Origin of the sequence: Neobacillus drentensis (genome assembly GCF_036965425.1) — a bacterium.
Classification (GTDB): domain Bacteria; phylum Bacillota; class Bacilli; order Bacillales; family Cytobacillaceae; genus Neobacillus; species Neobacillus drentensis_F.
In genome coordinates this window covers 1-13,997 of sequence record NZ_JBALPP010000116.1, presented here as the reverse complement: position 1 = coordinate 13,997, position 13,997 = coordinate 1, and the positions used below count along the sequence as shown (strand labels likewise).

13 protein-coding genes are annotated in these 13,997 nt (G+C 39.1%); 4 read left to right on the top strand and 9 right to left on the bottom strand.

Annotation, left to right across the window (positions count from 1 at the left end):
- The first annotated feature begins 580 nt into the window (after positions 1 to 580).
- Both V7161_RS24630 and V7161_RS24625 read left to right on the top strand, forming a co-directional pair.
- Complete coding sequence (locus V7161_RS24630; protein ID WP_335715453.1) at positions 581 to 1,507, top strand: DMT family transporter; 927 nt, start codon at positions 581 to 583, stop codon at positions 1,505 to 1,507.
- Between the two features lie 12 nt (positions 1,508 to 1,519).
- Entirely contained in the window at positions 1,520 to 2,092 is a 573-nt protein-coding gene (locus V7161_RS24625) for a cysteine dioxygenase (protein WP_335715452.1), read from the top strand.
- 227 nt (positions 2,093 to 2,319) lie between these two features.
- Here the strand turns inward: V7161_RS24625 and V7161_RS24620 are convergent, their stop codons facing one another.
- The 5 genes from V7161_RS24620 to V7161_RS24600 form a co-directional block, all read right to left on the bottom strand.
- Positions 2,320 to 3,285, bottom strand: coding sequence for an NAD(P)H-dependent flavin oxidoreductase (locus tag V7161_RS24620; protein WP_335715451.1), 966 nt, complete (start codon positions 3,283 to 3,285; stop codon positions 2,320 to 2,322).
- A 20-nt stretch (positions 3,286 to 3,305) separates the two neighbouring features.
- A complete protein-coding gene (locus V7161_RS24615; protein ID WP_335715450.1) occupies positions 3,306 to 4,019 on the bottom strand; it encodes a metallophosphoesterase in 714 nt (237 codons plus the stop codon).
- A 202-nt stretch (positions 4,020 to 4,221) separates the two neighbouring features.
- Positions 4,222 to 4,746 (bottom strand): methylated-DNA--[protein]-cysteine S-methyltransferase, encoded by a 525-nt coding sequence (locus tag V7161_RS24610; RefSeq protein ID WP_335715449.1) that lies wholly within the window; start codon positions 4,744 to 4,746, stop codon positions 4,222 to 4,224.
- Positions 4,743 to 5,333, bottom strand: a complete 591-nt coding sequence (locus tag V7161_RS24605) for a bifunctional transcriptional activator/DNA repair enzyme AdaA (RefSeq protein WP_335715448.1) — start codon at positions 5,331 to 5,333, stop codon at positions 4,743 to 4,745. Before V7161_RS24605 ends, V7161_RS24610 begins: the two co-directional genes overlap by 4 nt.
- 176 nt (positions 5,334 to 5,509) lie before the next feature.
- The gene (locus V7161_RS24600; protein WP_335715447.1) at positions 5,510 to 6,478 is read right to left on the bottom strand and encodes a ring-cleaving dioxygenase; all 969 of its coding nucleotides are present in this window, start codon (positions 6,476 to 6,478) and stop codon (positions 5,510 to 5,512) included.
- Between the two features lie 357 nt (positions 6,479 to 6,835).
- Between V7161_RS24600 and V7161_RS24595 the strand changes: the two genes are divergently transcribed.
- Entirely contained in the window at positions 6,836 to 7,528 is a 693-nt protein-coding gene (locus V7161_RS24595) for a hypothetical protein (protein WP_335715446.1), read from the top strand.
- A gap of 222 nt (positions 7,529 to 7,750) precedes the next feature.
- Here the strand turns inward: V7161_RS24595 and V7161_RS24590 are convergent, their stop codons facing one another.
- The 4 genes from V7161_RS24590 to V7161_RS24575 form a co-directional block, all read right to left on the bottom strand.
- Positions 7,751 to 8,581 carry a DUF4405 domain-containing protein gene (locus V7161_RS24590; protein ID WP_335715445.1) on the bottom strand — a complete coding sequence of 277 codons (831 nt, stop codon included), beginning with the start codon at positions 8,579 to 8,581 and terminating at the stop codon, positions 7,751 to 7,753.
- Between the two features lie 496 nt (positions 8,582 to 9,077).
- Entirely contained in the window at positions 9,078 to 10,247 is a 1,170-nt protein-coding gene (locus V7161_RS24585) for a sulfite reductase subunit alpha (RefSeq protein WP_420491657.1), read from the bottom strand.
- 585 nt (positions 10,248 to 10,832) lie between these two features.
- Positions 10,833 to 11,684, bottom strand: a complete 852-nt coding sequence (locus V7161_RS24580) for an aldo/keto reductase (RefSeq protein WP_335715443.1) — start codon at positions 11,682 to 11,684, stop codon at positions 10,833 to 10,835.
- A gap of 34 nt (positions 11,685 to 11,718) precedes the next feature.
- The gene (locus V7161_RS24575; RefSeq protein ID WP_335715442.1) at positions 11,719 to 12,702 is read right to left on the bottom strand and encodes an aldo/keto reductase; all 984 of its coding nucleotides are present in this window, start codon (positions 12,700 to 12,702) and stop codon (positions 11,719 to 11,721) included.
- 186 nt (positions 12,703 to 12,888) lie between these two features.
- On the opposite strand from V7161_RS24575, the gene V7161_RS24570 reads away from it, so the two are divergent.
- Entirely contained in the window at positions 12,889 to 13,812 is a 924-nt protein-coding gene (locus V7161_RS24570) for an AraC family transcriptional regulator (protein WP_335715441.1), read from the top strand.
- Positions 13,813 to 13,997: the final 185 nt, after the last annotated feature.

The following is a 13,997-nucleotide window of genomic DNA, read 5'->3' as shown; positions in this document are numbered from 1 at the left end:
GACAAAGGTGCCAGTTTAAATGGTTCGAACTCTTTTTTTATAAAACCAATACATACTGAATATGATTGGGCGAAATAGCTGTTACAGCATGAATATGATAGCCAATACTGAGTAATTGAGATAGAGTTTCAGAACAATTGAATCTCGGCGGCTCTGTCGGTGCATGAAAGCTTTTATATAGGCCAATAAATTGGTTATTTGCCGTGCAATGTAGTAATATGACATGTTTACCAGTCCACGCCTGACCTATTATGGGTTGGGGTTGAGTATCTCTATAGTTCATCAACAAAAACACCTTCATAGTTAGATAAACTATTTTATGAAGATATCCTTGTCTATGGTTCTGAAAAAATATTGAAAGTTATTACCGTTTTTTCCTTTTATAATCAGGTTGGCTATAACCAAAATATCTAGAGGCTAGATCATTCCAGGTAGTTAAAGCTGCTTATTTTGTCCGATTAAGATTGTGTTTTTCTTTAGATTTGTACATTATTTACTTTTGCAAAAGTCACAAACATCTTATTTTTGGACAAGCATATGATGAAATAACGATCATTTCTGCTGAAAGGGATGTTCAGACGTGACTTATAATAGATTTAGGCTAACCGCTTCACTATATGCGTTAATGTCCATTAGTTTTTGGGGAGTCTCATTTGTATCGACCAAGGCGGTTCTTGGAAAGCTTGACCCCTATTCAATACTCGTTCTTCGTTTTGGAATAGGAACCTTATTTCTTCTGTCGTTATTACTCATGCAGCGTACCAGGCTAAAAATATCGATTCAGTATATTCCCCATTTAATGATATTGGGCATTCTTGGGGTATTTGTGCATCAAGTCCTACAAGCGACAGCATTGCTGACGATCAATGCGTCTTCTGCTGGATGGCTCATTTCGCTTTCCCCCATCTTTACGGTTATCTTGTCCATTCTCTTTTTGCATGAGAAGATGAGTATGACTAAGGCAGCGGGTATGGTGCTGGCCATAACAGGTGTGTTGTTGGTCACAACGACAAGAAGTGGACAATCCTTTCAAATTACCCTGAACATTGGCCTTTTTCTCATGATTCTGAGCACATTGAACTGGGCTGTTTATTCGGTCCTCTTAAAATCTTTAAAAATCCCTTATTCCCCTCTTTTAGTGACATTTTATTCTAGTTTACTTGGCTTGATTCTTACCACTCCTTTTATCATCCGGAACAGAGGGTGGGAATCCCTTTCACTCCTAACTCATACTGAGTGGGCACACTTGTTGTTTCTGGGGGTTTTCGTTTCTGGCGTTGCCTATTGGTATTGGGGGAAGGCACTTGAAATTTTAGAAGCTTCAAAGGTCTCGATGTTTTTATATTTAGAGCCTCTCTCGACTTTAATTGCAGCGGTTTTGCTTTTAGAGGAAAAAGTTTTATTCATAAGTGCTGCCGGGGGAATCATAATTATAATTGGAGTCATTGTGGTTAATGGTCAGCTTGTGCCTATGTTGTTTAGCCTCTTAAAGAATAAACGCCCATAGGAGGATAGCTTTATGACTTTGACAAGCAGGATTAGGAATGTGTTGGATTCCTTAAAATGCCCATCAAAAGCCGAGTTGAAAAAAGCTTTATTACAATTAGATCTGAAACTTGATGATCTTGCTGTCTTACCGGAACCATCCGAGGGAAAGCCGTACAATCGGAAGCTGCTTTATAAAAATGAAGAAGTCGAGATGCTCGTGATGAATTGGTCTCAGTTGGAATGCGCCCCCCATGATCATGGCAATTCCCACGGCTGGATCCAAGTCCTTTCCGGCACCTCCCTGAATTCGGTTTATGAGGTGAAAGGAAATGGCTTGCCATCTGAAATGTTCCATGAATACCATCATAAAGGGAAACATTTTTATGCACCGAAAAAAGCCATCCATAAAATGAAAGCTTCTAACAATACTGATTTGATCACTCTCCATCTTTATTCCCCTCCCATTACCGGAATGATAGTCTATGATTTACAAAAATGTGCGGCTTGCGTTGTTTCTGACGACTGTGGAGCTTGGTGGCCTGACGAACAATATCAAAAGGTAAAAGAGATTCAACTAAAGAAGGATGCTGTTCCTGATAAATAAGTACAGAAGAAGGCAACGACCACAAGCAACAGGGGAGTTGCCTTCTTTGTTTTCCTTTCATTACATTTAGTCTACTTTTACATCCTCTAATAATAAATCAGAAATATTCACTGCCTTCTCATACTGCCCTGTCTCTACATAGTGGGTATACAACTTATTGCTATAGCGTTTCGTTAATACACTATGTTTACGCAAACAATTGGTGGTGCCTTTTTTGCGGGAATTTTTTATCCGATATGAACGATTCTCTCTTTTGCTGCCATATACTCGCGATATAGCTTGTCAACGAATTCTCTTGCACCCGTGACCTCATTAATGACCCCGATTCCCTGGCCGGATCCCCAGATTTCCTTCCACGCTTTCGGCTTTGATGATCCATCGGAAAAACTCATCTTAGATGGATCGCTTTCTGGAAGGGCCTCAGGATCCAACCCAGCTTTCCGGATGGATGGAGCCAGATAGTTTCCATGGACACCTGTAAACAAATTACTATAAATAATATCGTCAGATGTAGAATCAACGATTGCCTGCTTATATTCATCAACAGCATTCGCTTCATGGGTCGCAATGAAAGGCGATCCGATATAAGCAAAATCAGCCCCCAGCGCTTGGGCTGCTAATACCGCATTACCATTTGCAATCGATCCGGACAATGCAAGCGGACCGTTGAACCATTGGCGTATTTCTTGAATCAACGCAAACGGGCTTTTCACTCCAGCATGACCGCCAGCACCGGCAGCAACAGCAATCAACCCATCTGCCCCTTTCTCGATAGCCTTGTGTGCAAACTTGTTATTGATCACATCATGCATCACAATTCCACCGTAACTATGTATGGCGGCATTAACATCCTCACGAGCCCCAAGGGAAGTAATAATAATAGGAACTTTATACTTCTTACACAATTCCACGTCATGCTCGAGCCGATCATTAGACCTGTGTACGATTTGATTAATCGCGAACGGGGCAGCAGGCCGGTCCGGATTCTGTGCGTTGTACGCTGCCAGTTCTTCTGTGATTTCAGCTAACCATTCATCGAGGCTGGATGCAGGCCTGGCATTTAGTGCCGGCATTGAGCCAACAATTCCTGCCTTACACTGTGCAATGACTAGTTTCGGATTACTAATGATAAAAAGAGGTGCGCCGATTACAGGAATACGCAATCCTTTGAGTATTGATGGAATATTTGACATGATTACATTGCCTCCATTTTTTATTTTCTTAATACTGATGCTGTACTAAACTGGCCATCGGTTATGATTAATGCATTTAACTGTCCGCCAAAAGCACATCCTCCATCGATCCCGATTACTCGGTTCGGACCAAAATATACATTATTATGATTATGTAATCTTCTAGTTGGTGTATGACCGAAAATGATCGTTTCACAACCTTTATACTCATAAATAAATTCATCACGAAGATTGAGAAACTCAACTTTAGTCGTTTTTTCCAATCCTTTTTTTGGATTAATTCCTGCGTGAACAAAAATCAATTCTGGCTCCTTTTTATATAATGGGAGCGATTGTAAGAAGAAAATTTGTTTACGAAAACAATCTTTGATGGTGTCTCTTACTTCATTTTCTTTTATTTGGTCATGCAGCAATTGAGAGTATTCAACAGTGTCCATTCCAAGTCTTTGTAGGCAGCTATTAATCGTAGCCATTCCGCCAATTTTGCCATAGTAAAATATGATTTCTTTATCATCCAGCCATCGTAAAAATAAATCATCATGATTGCCTAGTAATGCCGTTGCACCTTGGCCGCACCAATCTATTACCTTATCTACTACACCCATACTATCTGGTCCGGAGTCAATATAGTCTCCTAGAAAAATAACTTCATCTGGTTGAGCTTTGGATTTGTGCAAAAGAAGATCAAGCTCCGTTGAGCAACCATGAATATCAGATATTACGATTTTCCTCATTTTTCACCTCTCTTAAAAATTGCTAATTTTTTGATAAATAAGGGTGAACCATAAATTAACTTTGATTTATTATTTCAACATAATAGGCACAAATTCCTCTGAATTTTCTAATTTTTATTTAGGAATCGATGTTTTCATTTTGAACGGTCCCTTAGCTAAAAAAATAAAGATGAGGCCAGTAAGCCTCATCAATGCTTAATATTTATTGAAATCCTTGCCGCTCCAAATCAAGGAGTTGTGTCTTCATCTCTAATCCGCCTCGGTAGCCGGTCAACGAGCCATTTTTTCCAACAACACGATGGCATGGCACGGTAATTAACACCGGATTAGCACCAATTGCCACGCCAACTGCTCGAACAGCGGCGGGTTTATGAATACAGTTTGCAATGTCAGAATAGGATTTTGTCTCTCCAAACGGAATCTCACAAAGTGCATTCCAAACAGCTACTTGAAACTCTGTACCATGAATATCAAACGGGACAGAGAAATTTTTTCGTTTCCCCTCAAAATATTCCATTAGTTCGGCTGCATAAGGCTCTAGCTTCTCCCGATCCTCCACGAGAGAGCTGCCAGGTAATCGTTTTTCTGCCCAAGCAACCAACTCCTCAAACGGTTTGTTCTGTGAGCCAACAAAACAAAGTCCTTTCTCTGAAGCCGCAATATTTAATTTCCAATCTTTAAATATACACTGTGACCAATATATGGTTGTTTTTATTTGAGTCTTCATTTTTGAGGTACCTCCAAATTACCTTGAAATTTTCGATATTGGGCAGGAGTGGATCCAATCCTTTTTTTAAATAAGGTAACAAAATAGGGAATATTAGGTATCCCTACCTCTTTTCCAATCTCCGCAATTGCTAGGTCAGACTGAAGCAATAAATTTCTCGCAGTATTTATTCTGATACGCTGGATATATTCTACAGGACTAATACCGGTAACCCTTTTAAAAGTCCGATGCAAATGATAGGGGCTCCCGTGGCTCATTTCAGCCAATGTTTCTAGCGTCAGCTTTTCAGTATAATTCTTATCAATGTATTCTGTAATGAGCTCAACCCATTCGTTATCAGGTAATCTCTCATTTGTCGGCTTGCATCGTTTACACGGACGAAAATGGGCCGATAGTGCTTCTTCTGCGTTTTGAAAGATTCGGACATTTTCCTTTTTAGGAATGCGCGATTTGCATGAAGGCTTACAGAAAATCCCTGTGGTTTTAACAGCATAGAAAAAGTGATTATTATACGATGCATCGTTACTGATTATGGCCTGCCACTTTTCATCGGTTATCATTTCACCGTTTGAATCCTCATGTATCATATTGTCCACCTCCAGCGTTTTGTTAATATCAATATAACTCTTTTTCGATTTAAAAAAAGCATATTTAAATATAAAAGCAAGATAATGAAATTAAAAACGCACTGGCGGAAATTTCACCAGTGCGTTTCTTAGATTATTAAAGTTTTTTCTTCATTTGAACCTTAAAATCCAATCGTTCAATTCAGTTCTAGAGGCCGTAAATTTTCTTCAATTTCTTTTCGACGAGGCTCTAAAAATGGCGGTAATGCTAAATTTTGCCCCATTGTTTCCATAGGTTCATCAGTTGCAAACCCTGGTGTATCGGTTGATAATTCAAACAAAATACCATTTGGCTCTCTGAAATATAACGCTTTAAAATAAAAACGCTCTACCTTTCCTGAATTTGGAAGACGGTTGTCCTTTAGGCGCTGTGCCCATTGATCGTATTCTTCTTCATTCGGAACCCGAAAAGCAACATGATGGACTCCTCCACGGCCTAACCGAGCTCTTGGCAAATCTGGCCTTGTCTCAATATGAACTTCAGCCCCGCTGCCTCCTTCTCCAGTTGCATAAACCAGAATTTCTGGGAACTCCCCTTCAAGGGATGGATAAGAACCGACAAATCGAAAACCCATGACTTCAGTAAGGACTCCAATCGTTGGTTCAGAAATTCCAACAGTAAGTGTTACAGGCCCGAGACCTATAATGGCATGTGCTGTTGGAATATCATCCCGCTGCCAAGGAATACCCCCTCTTACACCTTTTTCACCGTTATCTGCAACAAGCATTAATCGAGTTCCATCAAAGTCTCTGAAAGCTAAAGTATCACGTTGAGCTCTTTTTTCAATTTCACCATGTTCAATTCCATAGTAGCTAAAACGTTCCATCCAAAATTCCAATGAATTTGTAGTTTTAACTCTCAAAGAGACAGTAGAAATTTCAGAAGTTCCTCTGTAAGAATTTCCAAGTCCAGGGATGTCAAAAAAGGTGATCTCCGTACCAGGTGTTCCCTCTGCGTCTGCATAAAATAGATGGTATGACTTTGTGTCATCTTGATTGACTGTTTTTTTCACCAGCCTCATCCCTAAAATTTTCGTATAGAAATCATAATTTTTTTCGGCTTTCCCGGTCATAATTGATACATGATGTAATCCTAATAGTTCCATTATTTTCACTCCTTCTTAGATATTTAATTTATTTTTCGTTTTGGGTTTAGTGGTTTTTATCTTGAATTAAAATATCTTGAATATGAGATAATAATAATACGAATAATCTTTTGTGTCAATAGGTATTGATTTTTTTTATCAATTTCATTAAATGATACGACAAAAAACTTTCCAATCTTTGTTTTTCGATAATAGAATTGCTCATAAATACTCAACAAAAGGAATTATCCATCGGATTTCATAAGAAAGTGACGATGAAAACTCTGCATACCTTGAAAGGAAAGTAAAAAAAAATATTGAATTTATAAACCTATACGGGGAAAAACCCTATTACAAAATCGGAAAGGTTGTGAGTTTATGAGACTTCTGAATGTACAGCCTAAGAAAAACTTCAGCTACATCTTCGTTCAATTTCCAGGAATGAACATGAATGTCCCAATGCTCTCGAACGGTGAGGGAAAGGCGGTGAATGATGATGTTGCTTTATGTATCCAATTAACTAGCAAAGGGAAGGTTGCTGAATTATATCTCGTCCGCACCCAAAGTATTAGACCCTTTGACTTTGAAGAAATTGGAGCAAAAGCAATATTTCGAGTCATCAAGCAAAAAGAAATCTCTCCAGACTCACAAACGAACAAATCCGAAGAATTCGTCACGATTATTACGGATGAAGCAGCGGTTGTCCAGAAGAAATCGGAGACAGGCTACCACTTCGTCTTGGTATTAAATAAACGTGAGATCGGGATTGTCGCTTCGATTGAAGAAGAAGTGCTTCAAACGACGAAGAATTTATTGCAGCTTAACGAGAAAGTGGAAGTGCTCAATATGGAACGCACTGTTAGTAAAAAAAATAAGGCTGTCCTCGAAAGGAGAGTCAAAAAGAGGATTTTCTTGGGAGGCGGTGTCTTCCAGTCTGATGTAGTTCATGGACAAATCCGAATACTTTTCGAGGGCGTTAAAAGAAAAGTTCCAGTATTTTCTCCTGCCGCGTTAGATTTCATCGGTCCAGGTGATCAGAACCATACAATTTTAATTATGAGGAGGTGTTGATTAGCATTATCCATTATGGAATAAAAACTTCATATTATTAATAATATCGAAACCAAAAGGATTATAGGATAATCCTTTTCGATAAAATATAAATGAGAAAAAAATTAGGAAAGGGACAAATAAGTGAGAAATTTAATATAGAGACTTAACCAAGGGGTTAAGTCTTTTTTACTTTCATTGAATACTAACAAAAAGCCCGCTTACCATGAAGCGGGCTTTTTGTTATGAGGTTTGAGCACGAAGCCTTGATTCTCGTTTTTTCCTTAATAATCGTTTTTCTATATAGTAGGTAGGAATGATGATGGCTGCCCATATTGCAAAGTAGTTAAGGACGACGAGAAATAGATTACTGCTCCCACCATGTCCCTCTTTTCCATGGAATTTTCTTTCACGAAAATCACCGTTAGGCGGAACTTGATTTGTATTCGTCATATTCCCTTGGTTCGTTGTGTTCCCATTAGTGGTTGCCTGCTCACTTTGCTGCATTTGTTTTGCCATCAATTCACCATTGCTTGGGGTTGCAGTTGAGGCAAACCATTGAATACCCCCTGCCAAAATGGCAAGTGATAGAATAACTGATGCTAAAACGCCCTTCCTAAGTTTTCCTTCCTTCGATTTAAACGCCTTTTTACAAATACTCATGATCCATTGCCAATGTACCCCAACATGAAGACCCACTAAAGCAAGTGTTGCATCCGCAGAAAAACCATGGAGTTCACGGATTGTATGACTTCCTTCAATAGCGAAGCTTGGCAAAACTACTCTAGAAATAAGTATCCCTGTTACAATGACAGCAGCCATTGAAATTAAAAGGAGGATATTTAATAAGTAACTAAATCGCGTTTTTTTTGGGAGTTTTGGATCTAATATTTTTTTGGTTGTATTGATCACCCATTGGTAGTTCAAACCTATATGGACAAGGATTGCAACTCCTATTACCAGACCAGCTATTTCATGAAAAGGTAAACCGTCTAATACTCTTGGATTCATTAGAAGCACAAACGTAATGGCCATCAACAAATCATGGACAATTTTGGTATAATTCTTTTTCATATAATAATTCCTCCGAATTTAAATAGTAACCTTAACTGATTCCCATTATATTGGGATAACCTTAAGATAATCTTAAATTCAAAATTAATCTTAGGTTAAAAAAGTGAATTAATGGACGTTATGTGACTGAAACTAGGGTCAAAAGAGGATTTCGGTATCGTAGAAAGGGTCTTTGTGACTGAACACCGAATCAAAAGTGGATTTCGGTAACGTAGAAGGGCTCTACGTGACTTAAAACGGAGTCAAAAGAGGATTTCGGTAACGTAGAAAAGGTCTATGTGACTGAACACCTATTCAAAAATAGATTTCGGTAACGTAGAAAGGTTCTATGTGACTGGTCACCGAATCAAAAAGTGGATTTCGGTAATGTAGAAGGGATCAACTACTTAACTGAATCTAAGATTATAAGTTTGCTGCCCTCTAAGCAAAAAAGAGTGACTTCATTGTCCGCTGTATGCGGAATAAAGTCACTCTTTTGGAAAACAATTAATTAAATTTAATATACATCACGCTGGTAGCGCCCTTGACCCTTCATATCATCCAGATAAGCCTGAGCTTCATCACGAGTCATGCTTCCTTCCTTTTCGATTACGGTAAGAAGCGCTTCGTGGACGTCCTTTGCCATATATTGCTTATCTCCACAAACGAAGAAGTAAGCTCCATTTTCCAGCCATGCATACAATTCTTTACTGTTTTCAAGCATTTTATGCTGTACATATACCTTCTGTTCAGAATCACGGGAGAACGCAGTATCTACTCTTGTCAGTACTCCATCTTTTTGATACTTCTCTAACTCGTCCTGATAAAGGTAATCTGATGCCGCATGCTGGTCTCCAAAAAACAGCCATGATCTTCCAGCAGCTTTATTCACTGCACGTTCCTCGATAAAGGAACGGAATGGGGCAATTCCTGTCCCAGGACCAACCATAATGATATCTTTCTCTTGGGATTCTGGAAGATGGAAGTGTTTATTTGGCTGAACAAATACTAGAAGCGTATCCCCTTCTTGAACACGTTCTGCAACTAAAACTGAACATACCCCTTTTCGCTCGCGGCTGTGAGCCGTGTACCGAACTGCACCAATCGTTAAATGCACTTCACCAGGATGAGCGGCGATGCTGCTGGCAATGGAATAAAGACGCGGAGTCATTTTTCTTAAAAGTGAAACAAACTCTTGTGCTGAAGCTTTCCATGGACCGAAATCACGGAACATATCAAGCAGATCTCTACCATTGGTATATTCTTTCAGCTGATTCGCATTTTCAACTAACACAAGCTTTTTTAGCTCTTCATTTTCTGTAAAGTCAGCTGCCTGCTGCAGGATTTTTTTCGATAATAGTGTGATTTCAAAATAAGATGTCAAAGCTTCTTGAAGTGGAAGTGTTTCACCCTGTTTATTAATGATTACACTTGCTTCTTCATCCCACGCCATCTCGTCTATTAGAGAAGCCACCAGTTCTGGGTCATTCGCAGGAATAATACCAAGGGCATCACCTGGCACATAAGATAGGCCTGATCCCTCTAATGATAGCTCAATATGACGCGTTTCTTTACTAGAACCTGCTCCATTTAAATTTACATTGTTGAGAACCTTCGCTTGAAATGGATTCGTTCTTGAAAAAGGTGCTGCCGTTTTATCTTTTGGATTTTCTAAAGTAGTTTGCATAATCTTCACCTCAAATTGTTTGCATTAAAAATTTTGTTAGATTATTATTCAAATTTTTGTTCGGTCCCCATTTGATCATTCAATTGGACCAAATAGGCACCCATCAACAGTATCTAATACATTTTCTAATAAAACAACAAATATATTCACATTTCCATTAAAAAGCTATTATTCTTATTTTACAACAAGATTTTTTAATTGAATGTGCCCTACATCACATTAGTGCTTTTGACTTTTCTTTTACTATACTTCCGCAAGTGTGTTCTTAATATCATAGTCCTTTTTCTTTTCCTCAAGCCATGTTGTATACTCTGTTTCAATTTTTTGCACCAGTAATATCTCTTTGATTTCCGCCTTACTATCGTCATAATTTGCTTCTTTTGCTTCTTTTTAATAAAAATGGAGGCAGAAAAAAACTGCCTCCAAAAAGAGACAGTTAATGATTCCCAATTTTAGCGATTAAGGTTTTGCCTAAAATGAGCAGTAACAATCCATTAAGGTTTTGCCTGCGACTAGTAACAATCCTGCATCTACTGATTCAATTATATTAATGATTAGTCATTACGATATTAACTTGTTTTAGTGTTAAATATCCAATTTGCGGGTACCAATCCATTTTACCATTTCAGGATCTCTATGCGAAAAGAACAAGCTCTCTTTCGTATCTAACGCAGCAATCCTCTCCATATCCTCAATGCTTAATTCAAAGTCAAAGATATTAAAGTTTTCGATAATTCTTTCCTTACGAACAGATTTTGGAATCGCAACGACTCCTCTTTGTGTCAACCAGCGTAAAATCACCTGGGCAACGGATTTATTATATTTTTCCGCTATTGATACTAAAATTTCATTCTGGAACATGTTATTTCGTCCTTCAGCAAATGGGCCCCATGATTCTATTTGAACATTGTTCTCTTTCATAAATTTAGCATTTTCTATTTGCTGGTTAAAGGGATGTGTTTCAACCTGGTTAACAGCAGGGATTATGTCATTATGAATGATTAAATCGATCAACCGGTCTGGATGGAAATTACTCACTCCAATAGCCTTGATTTTACCTTCACGGTACAATTCCTCCATAGCACGCCAAGAACCAAATACATCGCCATATGGCTGATGAATTAAATACAAATCCAAATAATCCAATTGCAGTCTTTCCAGAGATTTTTCGAAAGCTTTCTTCGTGCTCTCAAAGCCAGTGTCCTGAACCCAAAGTTTCGTGGTAATAAAAAGTTCTTCTCTTGGCACGCCACTCCGTTTGATCGCTCTCCCAACTGCTTCTTCATTCAGATAAGAAGCAGCGGTATCAATCAGACGATAGCCAGCTAGAATAGCCTCATACACACTTTGTTCACATTCGTTTGCATCTTGAATTTGATAAACACCGAAGCCTAATAAAGGCATTTCTACTCCATTGTTCAAAATTACTTTTTGCATCTGAAATCCTCCAGTTTTATATGTCATATGTCTGTTATTTTCCAACTCTATTAGCGTATTCCGCCGGGTAGCGGTCTCCCGCAATCTCAATCTTCGATAGCGCATCATTCAAATCACTTAGTTCCTTAGGAGTCAGCTTTACTTCAGCTCCACCAAGATTTTCTTCCAGACGTTCCAATTTACGCGTGCCTGGAATTGGAACAATCCAAGTCTTTTGGGCAAGCACCCAGGCTAGGGCGATTTGAGCCGGCGTTACGTCTTTTACTGCAGCTAAGTTTTGGATCAATTCGACCAAAACCTGGTTCGCTTCGAGATTCTCCGGCATAAAGCGAGGTACAATGTTGCGGAAGTCCGAGTTAACGAAAGTAGCATTCTTATCAATTTTTCCGGTTAAAAATCCTTTTCCTAGCGGGCTGAATGGTACAAAGCCAATTCCTAGTTCTTCAAGCACAGGCAGCAGTTCGTCTTCAGGACTTCTCCACATCATGGAGTACTCACTTTGAATGGCCGTAAGCGGATGAACAGCGTGTGCCCGGCGAATTGTTCCTACCCCTGCTTCAGAAAGTCCCCAATGCTTAACCTTGCCTTCCGTGATTAGGTCTTGAACGACTCCGGCTACTTCCTCAATCGGCACACTTGGGTCAACACGATGCTGATAGTAAAGATCTATCGTATCAACTTTAAGGCGTTTAAGTGAGCCTTCGACTGATTGCCTAATGCACTCCGGTTTGCTGTTAAGCACCTGCTTGCCGTTTTCCATTTGGATACCGAATTTTGTGGCGATAACCACCTTTCCCTTAAATGGAGCTAAGGCTTCGCCTACCAGCTCCTCATTCACATATGGGCCATACACTTCGGCGGTATCAAAGAATGTCACGCCACGATCAATCGCCTTATGAATTAGGGAGATCATTTCTTTCTTATCTGACGCTGGTCCGTAACCATGACTCATTCCCATGCAACCAAGCCCAATCGCAGAAACTTCTAATCCACTTTTTCCTAATTTGCGCTTTTGCATATTTATCTTCCTTTCATTTATTTTTCAGTTGTTTCTCTTTCTACTCACTTATTATCCAATAAATAAAAACGTAATCGGTATCCCATTCATCGCAAAAGATTGCCTAATCCTCTCACTACTACTTACGCATTAATTGAAGAGGCATTATAATAGAAACATCATTGATGATGAACCAAGGAGGATTGTATGTCAGAACAAATCTTTAATCAGCAGGATGAACTCGCTAAACTCATTGAACGTTATTCAGGCAAGGACGGGGTTCATGCTACCGATATTCCCTCTTTATTTTTCATTCGAGAGTCTAATGTTACCGAACCAGTTTACAGAGTATACAAACCTTCCCTTTGCATTATCGTTCAAGGCGTGAAGGAGGTATCTCTTGCGCAGGAACGCTTTCGGTACAGTCCTGCCGATTACCTGGTTGCATCCGTTGACTTGCCGGTTACCGGCCAAGTAATAGAAGCTTCCTCCAACGTTCCGTATTTAGCTATTAAGCTTGAATTTACACCAAGTCAAATCTTAGAGGTATTGAGTGATTCCGAAATTCGGGTTGGCCCAAAAGAAAGTGCAAAACGAGGTATGTTTGTCAGCAGGGTCGAGCCTTCTTTGTTGGATGCAGTAATCAGATTAGCTTTATTACTAGAAAATTCTAAGGATATACCGGTACTTGCTCCTCTTTTCAAAAAGGAAATTCTCTATCGGGTTCTGCAAGGGCAGCATGGATCTGTATTGGGGCAAATAGCAATAGAAGGAAGCTCTACTTTTCAAATTAGTGATGTTATCCAACATATCCTGGATAACTATGAGAGGGCTTTTCGCATTGAGGAACTTGCGGAAATAGCAAACATGAGTGTTTCTTCACTTCATAGACATTTTAAAGAAGTAACCGCGATGAGCCCGATACAGTTCCAAAAACAACTGAGACTGCAGGAAGCCCGTCGCTTATTATTATCCGAGTCAACAGATGCCGCTGATGTGGCATTCCGAGTAGGCTATGAAAGTCCATCGCAATTCAGCCGTGAATATTCCCGTATGTTTGGTTTTCCACCTAGAGAGGATATTAAGCGCCTTAGGGGGAAATATGACGATAAGATAAATATAAATGCATGAATCCATGCTCTTATGGTTAGACGAAATTCCATATCTTATTAAACAACATTAAGGAAATCCAAATGAAAAAAGAAATCGAGAGGAGAATTTTATGACAGAAACAAGTACAAAAAAATCTTCCTCAAAAAAGAAGAGAAAGATAACACATTTTCTCGACAATTTAAATTTCTTGCGTTTACTTAAAT